Raw genomic sequence first — 17,237 nt, forward strand, 5'->3', positions numbered from 1 at the left:
GTCTGAAGGATCTCGGGGAGAAGGATGAGACTGGGGAGCAGAGTGCGTCGGGCAACCAAGGTCGTGGCCGGCGCGGCCGCGGCCTTGACGGTCGCCGCTGCGCTCGTGCTCCCGGGCGCCGAGGCGTCGGGCGACACGACGATCGTCGTCCACGGATCGACGCTCCCGACCGGCGGTCGCTCCCAGCTCAACCTGGTCGGCTGCTCGTCGGTCTTCGGGCGCTCGGCCGAGGCGGTCGCGCCGATGATCGGCATCGCCCCCGACGGCCCGGGCGGTCCCGACGGCAAGCGCAGCCTCGCCTTCGACCTCGCCGGCGGGAACGCCGTCGGCCCGGTCAGCTACGTCGACCACCTCGGCGCGGTCACCGACGCCGGCGTCTCGATCTACGCCCCGAACGGGACGACCGGGGTGGCGTACGTCGGCTACCAGGCCCCCGAGGACGCCGGGACCACCCTGATGTGGATCGGCCGCGCGGACCTCTCCGCCGGCGCCGGGATGTGGACCTCGGTCGACGTGCGCGGACTCGGGTACGTCTGGACCCAGTACGACATGTCGACGCACACGCAGGTCGCCTCGGTCGGTGCCTCGGGCGTCCCGGCGTTCGTGCAGGCGATGGGCGGCGACGGCGCGGGCTTCTACGCGATCGGCTTCGGCTGCGACGGCAACCCGTTCAACACCGACGGGTGGAGGATCGGCACCTCCGACGGCACCACGACGTACGACTTCGAGGGCTTCACGACGAAGGTCACCGGCGGCCGGGACCAGACGATCGCCCCCGGCGAGACCGTCAAGCTCGAGGCGCACGTCACCTCGGGCGACGGCGCGGCGCTCGGTGCGACCCGGATCGTGCTGGAGCAGCGGACGGACGACGGCTGGGCGGCGGTCCAGGACCGCACCGGTCCCGACGCCACGGTGGCGGTGCACCCCGCCCGGGACACGACGTACCGCTGGAAGGTCTACAGCACCGCGATGGTCGAGGGCGACGAGTCCGCGCCCTTCACGGTGACCGTCGCGGCCCCCGACGACCCGACCGCGCCGCCCTCGAGCGACCCCACGACCCCGCCTGCGGACCAGCCGTCCGACCAGCCGACGGAGGAGCCCGCCGCCCCGGCCTCGTCGGAGGCGCCGGCGGACCCCGCACCCGCGACCGAGTCCACCCCGCCCGTGGACACCCCGACCGTCGACGCGACGCCCGAGACGGTCCAGCAGCAGGCCGAGCCGCCCGCGGACGCTCCCGCCGACGAGCAGGCCGCCACGCCCGCCGACGCCGCGGAGGCGCCCACCGGCTAGCGTGCTCGACATGCGTCCCCTCGTGGTGATGGGTGTCTCGGGCTCGGGCAAGTCGACGGTCGGCGCGGCGATCGCGCAGCGGTTCCGCGTGCCGTTCGAGGATGCCGACGACCTCCATCCGTCCGCCAACATCGCCAAGATGAGTCGGGGGGAGGCCCTCGACGACCACGACCGCTACCCGTGGCTCGAGCTGGTCGGGGAGTGGCTCGCCGTCCACGAGGACGGCGGGGTGATGAGCTGCTCGGCGCTGAAGCGGAAGTACCGCGACCAGATCCGAGGGATCGCCCCGACCGCCCGATTCCTGCTCCTGGAGGGCACGCCGGAGGTGATCGCCGCCCGGCAGGCCGCCCGGCCGGGTCACTTCATGCCGGCGTCGCTGCTGCACTCGCAGTTCGCGACGCTCGAGGCGCTCTCGCCGGACGAGGACGGGTTCGTGCTGGACGTCGACCAGAGTGTGGACGCGATCGTGCAGGGGTACGTGGACCTGGTGAATCGAGCCGACTCGTGATGCCCGTGCTGCCCGTCCTGCCGTTGGAGACGTCGTCGGACCTCGTGAAACCGGTCGCCGGGGGTGCGCACCTGGTCATCGCGGCCCTCGTCGGCATCGCGGTGATCGTGGTCCTGATCACGCTGGTCAAGCTGCACCCGTTCCTGGCGCTGACGCTCGGCGCCCTGACCGTCGGCATCCTCGCCGGTCAGGACGTCAACGACGTGCTCACGTCGTTCACCACCGGCTTCGGCACCACCGCCGCGGGTGTCGGTGCCCTGATCGTGCTGGGCGCGATGTTCGCCAAGCTGCTCGCGGACTCCGGAGGAGCCGACCAGATCGTCGACACCATCGTCGGCCGCGCGTCGGGGCGGATGCTTCCGTGGGCGATGGCAGCGGTCGGCGCGATCATCGGCCTGCCGATGTTCTTCGAGATCGGGCTGGTGCTGCTGATGCCGGTCATCTACCTCGTGTCCCGCCGGGCCCAGGTCTCGTTGATCACGGTCGGGATCCCGGCTCTCGCCGGCCTCTCGGCGATGCACGGCTTCGTCCCGCCGCACCCGGGTCCGGTGACCGCCATCGACCTCCTGGGCGCCAACCTCGGGGTCACGCTCGGGCTCGGCATCCTGGTCGCGATCCCGACGATCATCGTGGCCGGCCCGCTGTTCGGCGCCGTCGCCGGCCGCTGGGTCGTCGTCGAGGCGCCCACGACCTGGGAGACCGAGGAGCGCGACGACTCCACGCGCCCGTCGTTCGGCGTCACCATCGCGACCGTGCTGCTGCCGGTCGTGCTGATGCTCGGCAAGGCGATCGTCGACATCGTCATCGACGACGAGCACAACATGGTCCAACGCGTCGGCGACGTGATCGGCAACCCGTTCGTGGCCCTACTGATCGCCGTGATCGTCGCGATGTTCACCCTCGGTCTCGGCAGCAAGATGGACAAGCAGACGATCTCGGACACGATCACCGACGCGCTGCCGCCGATCGCCGGGATCCTGGTGATCGTCGCGGCCGGCGGTGGGTTCAAGCAGGTGCTCGTCGACACGGGCATCGGCACCCGGCTCGCGGAGTGGGCCCAGGACGCCAACGTCTCGGTGCTGCTCCTCGCGTGGGTGCTGGCGGTGCTGATCCGCCTCGCCACCGGGTCGGCCACGATCGCCACGATCACCGCGTCGTCGCTGATGGTCGCGCTGGTGGACGGCCTGTCGACGGGGGAGACCTCGCTGGTGGTGCTCGCGGTCGGTGCCGGCTCGCTCTTCTTCTCGCACGTCAACGACGCGGGCTTCTGGCTGGTCAAGGAGTACTTCGGGATGACGGTCGGGCAGACCGTGAAGACCTGGTCGATCATGGAGACGGTCCTGTCCGTGACCGGCCTGGTGGTCGTGCTGATCCTGGGGATCTTCGTCTAGCGACGTCGCGCTGGAATCCTGTCCGGCGGGGTGGTGTTGTGGTCGGTATGAGCGAGAAGCTGGTGCTGGTGCCCGATGACTCCCACCCGATCACCATCACGCCCAACCCGGACCGCGTCGTGGTCACCCTGGGTGAGCAGACGATCGCGGACACGACGTCGGCGTTGACGCTGCAGGAGGCGACCTACCCGGCGGTCCAGTACGTGCCGCTCGCCGACGTGGATCCCGCCGTGCTGCAGCGCACCGACCATGCGACGTACTGCCCCTACAAGGGCGACGCGTCCTACTACAGCCTGGCGGTGGACGGCTCCGTGCACGACAACGCGGTGTGGACCTACGAGGCGCCGTACGACGCGGTCGCGCCGATCGCCGGCCACGTCGCGTTCTACCCGAACGTGGCCGACGTGCGGGTCTACCCCAGCTCGTAGAGGTAGCGGCTGGTCGGCACCAGGTCGATCTGCCGGTCGGCGCCGATCCGGGCGACGCTGGTCATCAGCACGTCGATCCGGCGGCCGAGCTCGGCGTCGTCCCCGCCGCTGCCGTAGAAGGCGTGGATGTCGGTCACCGCGGCGCTCGGGAAGAGCTCCTCGACAATGCCGTCGATGCGGGGCGCGTCGGCGGTGAGCTGGTCGAGCACGATGTTCTGCTGGTAGCCGAAGGTCGCTTGGGTGCGGATGCCGACCGCCGTGTGGTCGACCATCCAGATCCGGAGCCACTCGGCCTGGTCGAGCTCGTCGGGGCGGCGCAGCACCGCGACGTTGGCGAGCGCGTCGGCCCGGCTGCCGTCCCAGGCCTCGGGCGGGTCGAGACGTCGGCGCTCGTCGACGGCGTAGCCGTGCACCGCGGTCGTCACCGTGCGCAGCACCTCGGCGACCGGCTCGGGGTCCGCGTCCCACACGGTCACGAAGCCGGCGATCGGGTCGTCGAGGTGGTCGATGCGCATCGCTCCCGCGACGTGCTCGTCCTCGACGTTGACCTGGAGGCGGCGTACTCCGGCCGCTGCCAGCCGATCGTGCAGGGCCGGGTCCCGGAGCGTCGTCGCGAGGTTGTCGCCCCACACCGCGAAAATAACCTTGGTCACGGGGCCACACGGTAGGGCATCCTGCGGCCGTGACGTGGGGGATCCGGCTGCCGGCGGTGCTGCTCGAGGAGCCGCAGTACCGGCTCCTCTTCGGCAGCCAGGTGCTCTCCGTGCTCGGCGACCGGGTCACGATGGTGGCGCTGCCCTTCGCGGTGCTCGCGACCGGCGGTGGCGTCGCGGAGGTGGCGCTGGTGTCGGCGGCGCAGTTCCTGCCGTTCGTGGTGCTCGCGCTTCCGGCGGGCGTGTGGGCCGACCGGTGGGACCGCAAGCGGATCCTGGTCGCGTCGGACGCCGTACGCCTCCTCTGCCAGGTCGTCGCCGCCGCGCTGCTGCTCACCGACACCGCGCAGGTCGCCCACCTCGCGGTGGTGGCCGCTGTGTACGGCGCCGCCGACGCCTTCTTCGCGCCGGCCTTCAGCGGGCTGCTGCCGACCACGGTCGCGGCGCCGAACATCCAGCCCGCCAACGCCCTGCGCGGGCTGACCTACTCGGTCGGCTCGATCGTCGGGCCGGTCGTCGCGGGTCTGCTGATCGCCTTCGCCGGAGGCCCGGGCGGGGCGCTGCTCTTCGACGCGGCGACGTTCGCGGTCTCGATCGCGCTGCTGCTGCCGCTGCGGCCACGGGTCGTGGACGCTGTCGTGGCCGCCGAGGACCCGGTCGCGACGACCGACCACTTCTGGACCTCGCTCCGAGAGGGCTGGGGGGAGGTGCGCTCACGGTCGTGGGTGCTCGCCTTCCTGGGCGGCTTCGCGGCCTACCACGTGGTCGTGCTGCCCGCGATCTTCGTCATCGGCCCGGTGCTGATGGAGGAGGAGCTCGACGGTGCCCGGTCGTGGGCGATCATCACCGCGTGCTTCGGTGTCGGCGCCGTGCTCGGCGACCTGCTCGTGCTGCGCTGGCGCCCGACGTACGCCCTGCGGGTCGCCGCGGTGCTGCTGGTCGGCGCTTCCTGCCAGGCGGCGTTCATCGGCAGCGGGCTCGGGACGTGGGGGATCGGGGCCCTCGAGCTGCTGGCCGGGATCTGCGTCACCGGAGCCTTCACGCTGTGGGAGACCTCGCTGGGGGAGCACATCCCGTCGACCGCACTGTCCCGGGTCTCGTCGTACGACTACCTGACCAGCGCCGGCATGATCCCGCTCGGCAACCTGCTCGCCGGCGCCGTCAGCGCGTCCCTGGGGCTGCAGCCCACCCTCGTGCTGATGACGGTGCTCGGCGTCGCCGCGGCGTTGTGCGTGGTCGCCGTGCCGGGGGTGCGGGGGTTGGGGCGGGGTGGGGCTGTCCCAGGGATACCCGGTTGACCGGGTATCCCTGAACTTGTGGGCCTCTGCAAGGCCCGACAAGTTGACGAAGTGCCCTCGGAGTACGGCGCCGGAGGCCGGCGAGCGCCCCTCAGAGCACCGAGCGGTAGACCTCGACGGTGCGCTCGGCGATGGCGTCCCAGGAGAAGTCGGCGATCGCGCGCTCGCGGCCGGCACGGCCCATTTCCGCGGCCCGGGCCGGGTCGGAGACGACCTTGATCAGCGCCTCGGCGAAGTCGGCGACGTACTGGTCCGGGTCGAGGGGGGTGCCGGTGCCGTCGCCGGCCTGGAGGATCGGCACCAGGAGGCCGGTCGAGCCGTGCACCACGACCTCGGGGATGCCGCCGGTGGCGGTGGCGACGACCGCGGTCTCGCAGGCCATCGCCTCGAGGTTGACGATGCCGAGCGGCTCGTAGATCGAGGGGCAGGCGAACGCCGTCGCGGCGGTCAGCAGCGCGGTCACGTCGTGCCGCGGCAGCATCTCCGCGATCCAGACGACGCCGTTGCGCGAGGCCTGCAGCCCCGCGACGAGACCCTCGACCTCCGCCATGATCTCCGGGGTGTCGGGGGCGCCCGCGCACAGCACGATCTGCACCTCCGGAGGCAGCTCGGCGCAGGCACGCAGGAAGAGCGGCAGGCCCTTCTGCCGGGTGATCCGGCCGACGAACACCACCGACGGCCGGTCCGGGTCGACCCCGAGCTCGCGCACCCGGTCGGGGTCTGTGGTTGGTGACCAATCGTCGGTGTCGATGCCGTTGTGGACGACGTGCACCCGCGCGGGGTCGATCGCGGGGTACGACGCCAGCACGTCGTCGCGCATGGCTGCCGAGACCGCGATGACGGCGGCGGCCGCCTCGTACGACGTCCGCTCGACGTACGACGAGATCGCGTAGCCGCCGCCGAGCTGCTCGGCCTTCCACGGTCGCAGCGGCTCGAGGGAGTGCGCGGAGACGACGTGCGGCACGCCGTGCAGCAGCGAGGCCAGGTGGCCGGCGAAGTTGGCGTACCAGGTGTGCGAGTGCACCAGCTCGGTGCCGGCGCACGCATCGGCGATCGCCAGGTCGACGCCGAGGGTGCGCAGCGCCGCGTTGGCGCCGGACAGCTCGGCCAGGTCGGCGTACGACGAGGTCAGCGGCTCGTCGCGCAGCGCCCCGAAGGCGTGCACGTGGGCCTCGACGTCGGACCGGGCGCGGAGGGCTCGCACCAGCTCCGCGACGTGCACACCGGCGCCGCCGTAGACCTCGGGCGGATATTCACGGGACAGGACGTCGACTCGCACGATGCCGAACCTACTCGGGTGCGGCTACGTTGGGCACATGCCTCCCAGCTCCCGGAAGAAGGTCCTCGCGATCGTCCTCGCGGGAGGTGAGGGCAAGCGCCTGATGCCGCTGACGGCCGACCGCGCGAAGCCCGCCGTGCCGTTCGCGGGCATCTACCGGCTGATCGACTTCGCGCTCTCCAACGTGGTCAACAGCGGCTACCTGCAGGTGGTCGTGCTGACGCAGTACAAGTCGCACAGCCTCGACCGCCACGTCACGCAGACCTGGCGGATGTCGACCATGCTCGGCAACTACGTCACGCCCGTGCCGGCGCAGCAGCGGGTGGGGAAGCACTGGTACCTCGGCAGCGCCGACGCGATCTACCAGTCCCTCAACCTGATCAAGGACGAGAAGCCCGACATCGTCGTCGTGGTCGGCGCCGACCACGTCTACCGGATGGACTTCCACCAGATGGTGAAGGCGCACGTCGCCAGCGGCGCCGCCTGCACGGTCGCCGCGATCCGGCAGCCGATCGCGATGGCCGACCAGTTCGGCGTCATCGACGTGCACCCCGACGAGCCGTCGAAGATCCGCGAGTTCCTCGAGAAGCCGACCGACCCGGTCGGCCTGCCCGACAGCCCCGGTGAGGTGCTCGCCTCGATGGGCAACTACGTCTTCGACGCCGACGCGCTGGTCGAGGCCGTCACTCGCGACGCGACCGAGATCGGCTCCAAGCACGACATGGGCGGCGACATCGTCCCGTCGTTCGTACGCCGCCAGCAGGCCGCGGTCTACGACTACAAGGACAACGACGTGCCGGGGTCGACCGACCGCGACCGCGGCTACTGGCGCGACGTCGGGACGCTCGGGTCCTACTACGCCGCGCACATGGACGTCGTCTCGCCGCTGCCCGTCTTCAACCTCTACAACTTCAGCTGGCCGATCTACACGTCCTACGGCCCACAGCCGCCGGCCAAGCTCGTGAAGGGCGCGGCCGGTGAGAAGCCGTTCGTCGACGAGGCGGTGCTGTCGCCGGGTGTCGTCGTCACCGGCGGCAGCGTGCAGAGCTCGGTGCTGTCCCCGGCGGTCCGGGTCGGCGCCGGCGCCGAGGTCACCGGCTCGGTGCTGATGAACGGCGTGCAGGTCGGCGACGGCGCCGTCGTGCGCAACGCGATCCTCGACAAGAACGTCGTCGTCCCGCCCGGTGCGCGCCTCGGCGTCGACCCCGAGGAGGACCGGGCCCGCGGGTTCGTGGTCGAGGACGGTCTCACCGTGCTGGGCAAGGACCAGACCTTCTAGGCCATCCGTCAGCCCAGGCCGGCGCGGATCTCGGCCAGGGCGTCGTCGAGCGCGATCCGAGGCGTCCAGCCCCAGGACCGGGCCCGGTCAGCGACGATCCTGCCGGTCCACGCGGGGGTGTCGAGCCACTCCGGCTCGACGCCGAGCGCGCCGGTGACGGTGGTGTAGTAGTCGCGCTGCGTAGCTCTCTCGGCGGCGACGTTGACCGGTGTGCAGGCACCCGTGACCGGCCCAGCGGCCGCGTCCTCGGCGTCCGCGACCCGTCCCGTCGCGAGGTCGGCGAGGAGGGCCGCGAGGTCGTCGACGTGCACCCACGCGAAGGTGCCCTCCGGCGGGGTACGACGCTCGGTCGGGTCGTCGCGCATCTCGTCCGGCCGGAGGGTGTTCCACACCGAGGTGTCCCCGGCGCCGAGGATCGCCGGTGGCCGCACCAGGACCCGGGTCAGCCCGTCCACCGTGGCGATCGCCGCGTCGGTGTCACGCTTCGTCACCGCGTAGTCGTTGCCGCCGTCGCCGACCAGCGCTGACGACTCGTCGACGTCGCCGGCGGCCGGTGAGCGGTCGTAGACGGCGGCGGTCGACACGTGCACGAGCCGGTCGACACCCGTGCTCGCGGCCGCACGGGCGAAGGCGGCGGTCGCCTCGACGCCCACCCGCTGCTGGGTCGCCCGGTCGCTGCCCATCGGGTGCACCGTCGTCACGGCCGCGCCGGCGCCGGCCAGCACGGTCGCCGCGAAGATCGTGTCGCCGAAGTCGCCGACGTGCTCCTCGACGCCCGGCAGGACGGGCGCGGTGCCGGCACGTCGTACGACCGCGCGGACCGTGGCGCCACGCTCGACGACGGCGGCGCACGCGCGGGCTCCGACGAAGCCGTTGGCGCCGGTGATGACGACGGGGCCGGAGACGGGATCAGTCATGCCCCAACCCTGGCACGCCGCTCCTAGACCACGCCCGCCGCCCGCGCGGCCTCGGCGTACGCCGTCGCCAGCGACGCGACCGTCTCGTGGGCGTTGAGCCCGCTGGGGTTCGGCACGATCCAGAGCTCGGCGCCCTCGAACGGGTCCGGCTGCCGGCCGGGCACGGCACGGCGTTGCCCGAACGCCGTCCGGTACGCCGTGATGCCGGCGATCGCGACCACCCGGGGCGCCGTACGACGGACCGTGGCGGCGAGCTGGACCCCGCCGGCGCGGAGCTCGTCGTCGGAGAGCTCGGAGGCCTTCGCGGTGGCCCGGCGCACGACGTTGGTGATGCCGATGCCGCGGGCGCGCAGCCGAGAGCGGTCGGCGTCGGTCATGCCGGCCGAGGGGCTGATCGGCTCGGTGATGATCCCGGCCTCGAGCAGCGCCGGGTAGAAGCGGTTGACCGGGTGCGCGAAGTGGGTCTGTGTCGCGGCGGTCCACAGCCCCGGGTTGATGCCGACGAAGAGCAGCCGCAGCGCCGGGTCGTCGGGTCCGGGCAGCAGGTCGGGGACCTCGGCGTCGCGGTAGGACTCCAGCTCGGCGCGGGTGAAGCGGGGCACCCCGGAACCGTACGGCAGCGGCTACCGTCCCATGATCATGCGACGAACTCTCGGGCTCCTCCTGCTCCTGCTCACCCTGGCCGGCTGCGGCGAGAAGGGCCACACCGACGGCGGGCTGAAGGCCGACCCGTCGGTCGAGGTCACACAGGTCGCGCTGCTGACCGGTACCTCCGCCGGCGGTGAGGTGACGACGGAGCCGACACCCATCGCCGACAAGGCGGCGGCGCAGGAGTATGCGCAGAGGTTCCGCAACGATCACCTGCAGGGGGAGATCGTCAACGCCGTGGCGGGCGCCGAGGTCCCCGGGGGTCAGCAGCTGGCCGCGGCGGTCGTCGCCATCGGGTGCGAGGTGCCGACGAAGGTGGTCGGCACGGGCACGGCCGACGGCATCGTGCTCCGGGCCGTGCTGCCGTCGCCGACCAAGGAGTGCTTCGCGCCGATCACCACGGTCGCGCTGGTGCTGATCCCGTCGTGAGGGGCGCGCCTACTTCGGTGCGCGGTAGGTGATCTCGAGGGCGTTCGCGACTCTCCTGAGGAAGCCGTCGGACGGCGTGTTGACCACCCGGTTGCGCCCCGCGGTGCCGCGGGCGACCATCGTCGACGATCCGCCTCCGTCGAGGTTGAGGGCCTGGTCGGCGCCCAGGTCGACCATCAGGTTGGCCAGCTCGAGCATCGTGTAGCCCCGGCTGCCGGCGCTGCGGCCGTCGACGACGAGGATCAGCACCTCGCCGGTGTCGCGGTCGATGCCCACCGCCGTGCGCGGGTGCATCACCCGGTTGTCGACCACGTTGACGACGCCGTCGTCGACGAGCAGGTGGTTGCCGGTGATCGCCATCCGCGGGTCACCCTGGAGCCGCGCGCGGACGACGACGCGGTCGCCGATGCGCAGCGACTTCAGCTGTCGTGCGCCGGCGCCGCGGCCGATCAGCATGCTGCCGCGCAGCGGCTTGCCGGGCTTGAGCTTCGTCGTCTTGCGGATGACCCGGTGGTTCTTGACCCAGACGGCGACGACGCCCTTGCGCTGGCCCTGCGTGACGGCGTACCCGGACGTCAGGCCCCAGCGGGGTGTGTAGAAGCCGACGCCGCCGACCGGGACGACGGGGGAGTTGTAGTGGGTGAGGGTGATCTCGGGGTGCTTGCGCACGCGGAGCACGAGAGGCAGCTCGCCGATCGTGGGCCGGCCGCGGTGGTCGAGGTAGAAGGCGGAGTTCCAGCCGCTCGTCCGACCGTGCAGGACGCCGTGCTTGAGATCCTTGCCGAGCCCGAGCGGCGCCCCGGTGCGGCCGATGTCGTAGAAGTCGCCGTTGACGCCTGCCACGGCGCCGTCGACGGCCAGGATGTCGGGGACCGTCGCGACCCCCTTCACCGTGCCGGTGTCGGCGTAGTCGATCCGCAGGCCCGGGGTCCGCGGGTTCACGGTGAGCAGGTGCGCCTGGATCGGGCCGCGCGCGTCGGTCTGGGTCCACTGCGTGTAGGTGACCCCCGGGACGACCTCGCGGGTGACGTCGCCCTCCCGGCGCACCGGCGCCCAGCGCCCGGTGATGGTGGGGGCGATCCAGCCGGGCTCGTTGCCGGACGTGTGCTTCGGGTGCAGGACGCGCTGGTGCTTCGCCGGCTGCTGGGCAGCAGGGGAGGAGTCCTCCGCGAGAGCGGGGGCGCCGGCCACGAGGGCGCAGGTCAGGACTCCGACGAGGGCAGTGATCCGAGTGCGCACCCGCCCCAGGGTAGGTCGGTTCCGGCGCGGTTCGGTCACGGGCACCCCGCGTGTCTTCTAGTGTCGGCTCGTGGGCGAGGCGCAGAACGTGTTCGTCGAGGGCGACAACCTCGACGTCCTGCCCACGCTGCCGGCGCTCCTGGGGGCCGCGGTCGACCTGGTCTACATCGACCCGCCGTACAACACCGGCAACGACTTCGCGTACGTCGACGACTTCCGCTCGGACGGCTCGCGGCGCAGCCGGCACCAGGCGTGGGTGGCGATGATGCGGCCTCGGCTGGGCGCCGCGCGTGACGTGCTCGCCGAGACCGGCGCGATCTTCGTGAGCATCGACGACAACGAGGTCGCGCACCTGCGCCTGCTGATGGACGAGGTCTTCGGCGAGGAGAACCTGCTGGCCCAGGTGGTCGTCAACCTGAACCCCAAGGGCCGCCAGCTCGGCAAGGGCTTCGCGACCAACCACGAGTACGTCCTCGTCTACGCCCGCGACGCCCGGCGCACGGTCCTCGACGCGAGCAGCCCGGACGCCGTCGACGAGCGCGACTTCCCGCTGACCACGCCGGACGGTCGGCGCTACCGGCACCTGCCGCTGCGCAACACCAACAAGAAGTTCAACCCGCTGACGGCGCGCACCCTGCACTTCGCGCTGTGGGGCGACCCCGGGAGCGGTCGGGTGAGCACCGCGCCCTTCGACGGCGCGGTCGAGATCGAGCCGGTGTTCGGTGACGGTCGGCCGGCGGTGTGGCGGTGGAGCCGACCGCTGATAGACGAGCGCCCCGACGACCTGGTCTGCCGGGTGGTGAAGGCGCGCGCCGGCGACCGTATCGACGTCTACCAGCGCGACTGGCTGCAGCGCGACGTCCCCGGCGGCCGGCGCAAGAAGCTGCGGACGATCTGGCTGGCCGAGGAGGTCGGCTCGACCGACACCGCGGTCGCCGAGCTCAAGGAGCTGGTCGGCCACGTCTTCGAGTCGCCGAAGCCGACCGGGCTGGTCCGCCGCATCCTCGGCACCATGCCGGACGACGCGCTCGTCCTCGACTTCTTCGCCGGCAGCGGCACCACGGGGCACGCCGTCGCCCTGCAGAACGCAGCCGATGGCGGCACCCGCCGGTGCGTGAGCGTCAACTCGGCCGAGCCGACCCGGCCGGGCTCCAACGCCCACAGCGCCGGGCTGCTCACCGTCGCCGACATCACCCGCGCCCGGCTCCAGGCCGTCGCCGACACCGTCGGCGGCGGCTACGAGGAGCTCAGCCCTCCCCGGCCGTGAGCCGGTCGAGCAGCGCGCGGAGCGGGGGCCACCGGTCGCGGCCGCGGCGGGTTACGGCGTACGCCCGCATCGTGACGCGGGGGTCCCGGAGAGGCAGCACCCGGATGCCCCGGCGGGAGGCGCGCCCGTGCGGGAGCAGACCGATGCCGCGCCCGTCGACGATCAGGTCGTCGACCAGCTCCAGCGCGTCGATGCGGTGCACCACGCGCGGGGTGAACCCGGCCATCGAGGCGAGCGTGCGCAGCACCTCCTCGTCGGCGGTGTTGCGGGAGTTCACGATCCAGTCGCGCTGGGCGTACGACGCGAAGTCCGCCCGCCGCTCGCGCGCGGGCACGCCGAGCCCCCAGTCGACGCTCCAGAGCTCGGCGACCTGGTGGTCGCTGCGCCACGACGCCGGCGCGAGCGTGTAGTCGTAGGTCAGCGCGAGGTCGATGTCGTCGCGACCGAGCAGGTCGAACGCCTCCGTCGGCTCGTGCTCGTGGATCCGGACCTCGATGTCGGGGTGGATCCGGGCCAGGTCGTCCATGGCCGGGAGCAGCGAGCGCCTGATCGCGGTGGCGAACCCCGCCACCCGCACCACCCCGGCGGGCTTCGCGGCCGGGTCGAGGTCGAGCCGGGCCGCGTCGACGGCTGCGAGGATCGTGACCGCGTGCTCGGCGAGCCGGTGGCCGGCCGGGGTGAGCCGGACCCGACGCCCGTCCGGCTCGACCAGGGGCGTCCCCGCCTCGCGGGCGAGCGCGGCGATGCCCTGGGACACCGCGGACGTCGTGGTGCCGAGCTCGGCCGCCACCTCGTGCATGGAGCCCAGGCGGGACAGCTCGAGGAGCAGCCGCAGGCGCCGTACGTCCATCGGGTCATCGTTCAGGGTTGGTGAACGGTTTGTCCAGCAAAGTCACGTGGACGTGGACGGTCGGTGCGGTCTCTACTGGCGACATGAACACCAGGAGCGGCGCCTCGATGGCGATGATCTCGATGTTGTGCGTCCAGCTCGGCCTGGCCGTCTCGGTCGGCCTGATCGACCAGATCGGTGCCGAGGGCGCCGCGTGGCTCCGACTGGTCTGGGCCGGCGCGCTGATGCTGCTGATCGTGCGGCCGCGACCGTCGTCGTTCAGCCGCGAGGCGCTGCGGGCGGGGATCGCGCTCGGCGTGGTCACCGCCGGGCTGACCCTGCTCTTCATGGCGGCGGTCGCGCGGCTGCCGCTGGGCACGGCCAGCGCGCTGGAGTTCCTCGGGCCGCTCGGGGTGGCGGTCGTGCGCAGCCGGGGGACCGGCCGGCTGTGGGCGCTGCTCGCCGCCGTCGGCGTGCTGTGCCTGACCGAGCCGTGGGCGGGCAGCGCCGACCCGGTCGGCGTCGCCTACGCGCTGGGCGCGGCCGCCTGCTGGGCGGCGTACATCCTGCTGACCCAGCGGGTCGGGGACCAGGTCAGCGGCATCGCCGGACTGGCGGTCTCGATGCCGGTCGCGGCGCTCGTCGCAACGGTCGTCGCCGGGCCGGGCGTCGTGGGGCGCCTGACGCCCGAGCTGCTGCTGGCCGGCCTGGGCCTCGCGATCCTGCTGCCCGTGGTGCCCTTCACCCTCGAGCTGCTCGCGCTGCGGCGGCTCACCGCCGGCGCCTTCGGCACGCTGATGGCCCTCGAGCCGGCGTTCGCGCTGGTCATCGGGTTCGTGGCGCTGCAACAGGTCCCGCACCTGCTCGGCGTCGTGGGCGTCGGCTTCGTCGTCGCCGCCGGCATCGGCGCCGAGCGCAGCGGGTCGCGCGAGGAGGCCTCAGACGCCGGCGGCGCGCTCGAGGGCCGTGACCTCGTCGTCCAGGTGCATCAGTAGCCGCTGCAGGTGCGGCACGGTCCGGCGGCAGCCGATCAGCCCGAAGCCCAGGTTGCCGTCGTACGAGATGCAGGTGATGTTGAGCGCCATCCCGTTGATCGGGATCGACAGCGGGTAGTGCCCGACCAGCTTGGCGCCGTTCCAGTACTGCGTCGCGCGCGGTCCCGGGACGTTGCTGATGATCAGGTTGTACGGCGGCCGCACGAGCCCCGACATCCGCAGCATCGGCGCGGCGATCGCCGGTGCCTGGCCGAGCGCGCTCATCGCCATGATCTGCAGGGGCGTCATCGTGGACAGCGCCTCCTTGCCGTCGAGCATGGCGGCGTGGATGACGGTGAGCCGGTCGGCCGGGTCCTCGAGGTCGGTGCCGAGCTGGCACATCACCGAGCCGACGGCGTTGCCGCCCTCGGTCGAGGCGATGTGGGACTCCTTGGCCTTCAGGCCGATCGGCACCATCGCGACGAGCGAGGTCTCCGGGAGGGCGTCGAGCTCCAGCAGGTAGCGGCGTACGGCGCCGCCGCACATCGCCAGCACGACGTCGTTGATGGTGGTGCCGGTCGCCTTGCCGATGGCCTGCAGGCGGGCGATCGGCCAGTCCTGCGCGGCGAAGCGGCGGGAGCCGGTGATCTTCTGGTTGAAGATCGTGCGCGGTGCGTAGAGCGAGAGCGCCGACGTCTCGTTGCGCACGCCCTTGGTGATCGTCTTGATGAGCGCGCCCGGCATGCCGGCGGCCTCGGCGGTGATGCCGAGTGCGGAGCGCAGCGCCTGGGTGGGGATCTCGGTGAGGCCGCCGCTCTCCGTGTCCGGCTTCGGCGTGCGCGGGCGGTCGCGCCGGGTGCGCGCGTCCCACGGGGGCGGCATCTCGCGCAGGTCGGGGTCGGGGGTCAGCGTGCTCTGCACCAGCCGCATCGCCGAGACGCCGTCGACCAGGGCGTGGTGGACCTTCGTGTAGAGCGCCACCCGTCCGTCGCGCAGGCCCTCGATCACGTGCGCCTCCCACAGCGGGCGCTCCCACGCGAGCCGGGTCCCGTGCAGGCGGCCGCTCAGGTCGAGCAGCTCACGGATCCGGCCCGGCTGCGGCAGCGCGCTGTGCCGGATGTGGTGGTCGATGTCGAACTGCTCGTCCTCCACCCAGGTCAGCTGGGCAGCGGTCGAGAGGGAGCGGTGCGGCCGCTTGAGGAAGAGCGGCGCGATCTCGTCGACGTCGCGCATCGAGTCGTACATCTCGCGTCCGTAGCCGCGCCCCGCGCCCTCGGGCTTCTCGAAGAGCTGGAGCCCGCCGACGTGCATCGGCATCGAGCGGTTCTCGACGAGGAGGAATGCCGTCCCCGTCGGATCGATCAGCGAGCCCACGTCGCCCCTCACGTTTGGTGTGGCGTCGAGTGTGGCGTGCCGTGACCGTCGCCACAAGGAGGTAGCGCGTTCTGGTCGTGCGCCTGCCTCAGGGCTTCGTCTTGCCCGGCTTGTGGCCCTTCGCCTTCTGGGGGCCGTGGGCCTTCGGCGGCTTCGGGCCCTTCGGGTGCGCCTTCGGCTTCGGGGCGGGGTGCTGGGTGCTGGGCGGAGGAGGAGTGGTCACGGCGACGGTCGGGGACGGCGTCGGCGTGGTCGCGACCGGTCCCGTGGAGACGCGCAGCACGACCGTGGGAGGGTCGGCGCCGTCGTACGAGCCGGGTCCGGGGGACTGGCGCAGCACGACACCGCGAGCGGCGGTCCCCTCCACGGGACGGCGTACGACGGTGAAGCCCGCGGCCTCGAGCTTCCGCGTGGCGGCAGCGACCTGCTCGCCGCGCACGGACGGCACGGCGAGGTCGGCGGACGCGGCGGTCGGGGTCGTCGGGTCGCCCGTGAGGACGGCGGCGACCCCGCCGACCGTGAGGAGGAGGACTGCTGCCGCGGCGATCCCGGCGAGACGACGCCGGTCCCACCGTCGCGGTGTCGTCGGGGCCGACAGCAGGACCGTCGGCTCCTGGTCCAACGTCGCAACGGCCGCAGTGACCTCCGCCGCCGTCGGGCGGTCGGCGGGCTCCGTGGCCATCATCCGGGTGACCAGCATCCGCAGCGGGGCGGGCACCTCGGCACCCAGCGGCGGCGGCTCGTCGTGGAGGCGGGCGAGCAGGGTCGCCGCCTGGGTCTCGCGCCGGAACGGCGACGTCGCGCTCAGGCACTGGTGGGCGACGATGCCGAGCGCAAAGATGTCGGAGGCGGCGGTGGCCCGTTGCCCGCGCACCTGCTCGGGGCTGAGGTAGTCGGCCGACCCGATGATCTGGCCGGTCTCGGTCAGCGGCTCCATGGTGTCGGAGCGGGCGACCCCGAAGTCGACCAGCACGGCCCGGCCGCTGCTGGTGACGAGGATGTTCGACGGCTTGAGGTCGCGGTGCACGATGCCCGCCGCGTGGGCGACGACGAGCGCCTGCGCGACGTCGTCGAGGAGCGCGCCGACCGTCGCGGCGGGCAGCGAGCCCCGCTCGCGCAGCACCCCGGAGAGCGGCGTGCCCTCGACGTACTGCATGACGACGTACGGCGTCGGGCCGCCCTCGCCGGGCTCCTCGCCGTAGTCGAAGACCTGGACGATGCCGGGATGCTGCAGTGCACCCGCGAACCGGGCCTCGGCCTGGAGTCGGGCGCGGGTGACGTCGTCGACCTCGCGACCCTGGTGGAGCAGCTTGACGGCGACCGTCCGATCCAGGCGGAGGTCGTGGGCGCGGTAGACGGCACCCATGCCGCCCGACCCGATGTGGTCGGTCAGCTCGTACCTGCCGTCCAGCAGGTCTCCGGGCGCGCGCATCG

At 72.5% G+C, this 17,237-nt stretch carries 17 protein-coding genes; 9 read left to right on the forward strand and 8 right to left on the reverse strand.

The features are described from left to right. The first annotated feature begins 42 nt into the window (after positions 1-42). Genes ASC77_RS12490 through ASC77_RS12505 form a run of 4 tightly spaced genes read left to right on the forward strand, consistent with a single transcriptional unit; the run spans position 43 to position 3,617 of the window. Complete coding sequence (locus ASC77_RS12490) at positions 43-1,290, forward strand: hypothetical protein (RefSeq protein WP_056152955.1); 1,248 nt, start codon at positions 43-45, stop codon at positions 1,288-1,290. Between the two features lie 10 nt (positions 1,291-1,300). After that, positions 1,301-1,798 (forward strand): gluconokinase, encoded by a 498-nt coding sequence (locus tag ASC77_RS12495; protein ID WP_056154097.1) that lies wholly within the window; start codon positions 1,301-1,303, stop codon positions 1,796-1,798. After that, complete coding sequence (locus tag ASC77_RS12500; RefSeq protein ID WP_056154100.1) at positions 1,798-3,189, forward strand: GntP family permease; 1,392 nt, start codon at positions 1,798-1,800, stop codon at positions 3,187-3,189. Before ASC77_RS12495 ends, ASC77_RS12500 begins: the two co-directional genes overlap by 1 nt. Positions 3,190-3,236: 47 nt before the next feature. Then, on the forward strand, positions 3,237-3,617 hold the full coding sequence (locus ASC77_RS12505) for a DUF427 domain-containing protein (protein WP_056152958.1): 381 nt from the start codon (positions 3,237-3,239) through the stop codon (positions 3,615-3,617). Here ASC77_RS12505 and ASC77_RS12510 read toward each other — a convergent pair. Then, a complete protein-coding gene (locus ASC77_RS12510; RefSeq protein ID WP_056152961.1) occupies positions 3,602-4,270 on the reverse strand; it encodes a hypothetical protein in 669 nt (222 codons plus the stop codon). The genes ASC77_RS12505 and ASC77_RS12510 overlap by 16 nt on opposite strands. A gap of 29 nt (positions 4,271-4,299) precedes the next feature. Between ASC77_RS12510 and ASC77_RS12515 the strand changes: the two genes are divergently transcribed. Beyond that, positions 4,300-5,568 (forward strand): MFS transporter, encoded by a 1,269-nt coding sequence (locus tag ASC77_RS12515; protein ID WP_056152964.1) that lies wholly within the window; start codon positions 4,300-4,302, stop codon positions 5,566-5,568. Positions 5,569-5,659: 91 nt separating this feature from the next. On the opposite strand, the gene glgA is transcribed toward ASC77_RS12515, so the two are convergent. Beyond that, positions 5,660-6,847 (reverse strand): glycogen synthase, encoded by a 1,188-nt coding sequence (gene glgA / locus ASC77_RS12520; RefSeq protein ID WP_056152967.1) that lies wholly within the window; start codon positions 6,845-6,847, stop codon positions 5,660-5,662. Between the two features lie 37 nt (positions 6,848-6,884). Between glgA and glgC the strand changes: the two genes are divergently transcribed. Continuing rightward, a complete protein-coding gene (gene glgC, locus ASC77_RS12525) occupies positions 6,885-8,126 on the forward strand; it encodes a glucose-1-phosphate adenylyltransferase (protein WP_056152970.1) in 1,242 nt (413 codons plus the stop codon). Between the two features lie 8 nt (positions 8,127-8,134). On the opposite strand, the gene ASC77_RS12530 is transcribed toward glgC, so the two are convergent. Beyond that, positions 8,135-9,043 (reverse strand): NAD-dependent epimerase/dehydratase family protein, encoded by a 909-nt coding sequence (locus tag ASC77_RS12530; RefSeq protein WP_056152973.1) that lies wholly within the window; start codon positions 9,041-9,043, stop codon positions 8,135-8,137. A gap of 23 nt (positions 9,044-9,066) precedes the next feature. Further along, complete coding sequence (locus ASC77_RS12535) at positions 9,067-9,645, reverse strand: mismatch-specific DNA-glycosylase (RefSeq protein WP_056152977.1); 579 nt, start codon at positions 9,643-9,645, stop codon at positions 9,067-9,069. A 37-nt stretch (positions 9,646-9,682) separates the two neighbouring features. Here ASC77_RS12535 and ASC77_RS12540 point away from each other — a divergent pair, with 37 nt between their 5' ends. Continuing rightward, positions 9,683-10,120 carry a hypothetical protein gene (locus ASC77_RS12540; protein WP_156391056.1) on the forward strand — a complete coding sequence of 146 codons (438 nt, stop codon included), beginning with the start codon at positions 9,683-9,685 and terminating at the stop codon, positions 10,118-10,120. Positions 10,121-10,129: 9 nt separating this feature from the next. Here ASC77_RS12540 and ASC77_RS27440 read toward each other — a convergent pair whose 3' ends face one another. Further along, positions 10,130-11,359, reverse strand: a complete 1,230-nt coding sequence (locus tag ASC77_RS27440) for a phosphodiester glycosidase family protein (RefSeq protein WP_056152983.1) — start codon at positions 11,357-11,359, stop codon at positions 10,130-10,132. Between the two features lie 70 nt (positions 11,360-11,429). Here ASC77_RS27440 and ASC77_RS12550 point away from each other — a divergent pair, with 70 nt between their 5' ends. Then, complete coding sequence (locus ASC77_RS12550; protein ID WP_056152986.1) at positions 11,430-12,626, forward strand: site-specific DNA-methyltransferase; 1,197 nt, start codon at positions 11,430-11,432, stop codon at positions 12,624-12,626. Here ASC77_RS12550 and ASC77_RS12555 read toward each other — a convergent pair. Further along, positions 12,607-13,476, reverse strand: a complete 870-nt coding sequence (locus ASC77_RS12555; RefSeq protein WP_056152989.1) for a LysR family transcriptional regulator — start codon at positions 13,474-13,476, stop codon at positions 12,607-12,609. The genes ASC77_RS12550 and ASC77_RS12555 overlap by 20 nt on opposite strands. An 83-nt stretch (positions 13,477-13,559) precedes the next feature. On the opposite strand from ASC77_RS12555, the gene ASC77_RS12560 reads away from it, so the two are divergent. Continuing rightward, on the forward strand, positions 13,560-14,450 hold the full coding sequence (locus ASC77_RS12560; RefSeq protein ID WP_056152991.1) for an EamA family transporter: 891 nt from the start codon (positions 13,560-13,562) through the stop codon (positions 14,448-14,450). Here the strand turns inward: ASC77_RS12560 and ASC77_RS12565 are convergent. Continuing rightward, positions 14,394-15,803 carry a WS/DGAT/MGAT family O-acyltransferase gene (locus ASC77_RS12565; protein ID WP_056152994.1) on the reverse strand — a complete coding sequence of 470 codons (1,410 nt, stop codon included), beginning with the start codon at positions 15,801-15,803 and terminating at the stop codon, positions 14,394-14,396. The genes ASC77_RS12560 and ASC77_RS12565 overlap by 57 nt on opposite strands. A gap of 88 nt (positions 15,804-15,891) precedes the next feature. Further along, on the reverse strand, positions 15,892-17,235 hold the full coding sequence (locus ASC77_RS12570) for a serine/threonine-protein kinase (protein ID WP_056793431.1): 1,344 nt from the start codon (positions 17,233-17,235) through the stop codon (positions 15,892-15,894). Between the last annotated feature and the right edge of the window lie 2 nt (positions 17,236-17,237).

It is taken from the genome of Nocardioides sp. Root1257 (assembly GCF_001425175.1).
GTDB lineage: Bacteria > Actinomycetota > Actinomycetes > Propionibacteriales > Nocardioidaceae > Nocardioides.

Bases quoted from the DNA above. Each gene is read 5' to 3' on its own strand.
- ASC77_RS12530 (WP_056152973.1), bottom strand. From the start codon at position 9,043: ATGACTGATCCCGTCTCCGGCCCCGTCGTCATCACCGGCGCCAACGGC.
- glgC (WP_056152970.1), top strand. From the start codon at position 6,885: ATGCCTCCCAGCTCCCGGAAGAAGGTCCTCGCGATCGTCCTCGCGGGA.
- ASC77_RS12560 (WP_056152991.1), top strand. From the start codon at position 13,560: ATGAACACCAGGAGCGGCGCCTCGATGGCGATGATCTCGATGTTGTGC.
- ASC77_RS12555 (WP_056152989.1), bottom strand. From the start codon at position 13,476: ATGGACGTACGGCGCCTGCGGCTGCTCCTCGAGCTGTCCCGCCTGGGC.
- ASC77_RS12540 (WP_156391056.1), top strand. From the start codon at position 9,683: ATGCGACGAACTCTCGGGCTCCTCCTGCTCCTGCTCACCCTGGCCGGC.
- ASC77_RS12570 (WP_056793431.1), bottom strand. From the start codon at position 17,235: ATGCGCGCGCCCGGAGACCTGCTGGACGGCAGGTACGAGCTGACCGAC.
- ASC77_RS12505 (WP_056152958.1), top strand. From the start codon at position 3,237: ATGAGCGAGAAGCTGGTGCTGGTGCCCGATGACTCCCACCCGATCACC.
- ASC77_RS12500 (WP_056154100.1), top strand. From the start codon at position 1,798: ATGCCCGTGCTGCCCGTCCTGCCGTTGGAGACGTCGTCGGACCTCGTG.
- ASC77_RS12495 (WP_056154097.1), top strand. From the start codon at position 1,301: ATGCGTCCCCTCGTGGTGATGGGTGTCTCGGGCTCGGGCAAGTCGACG.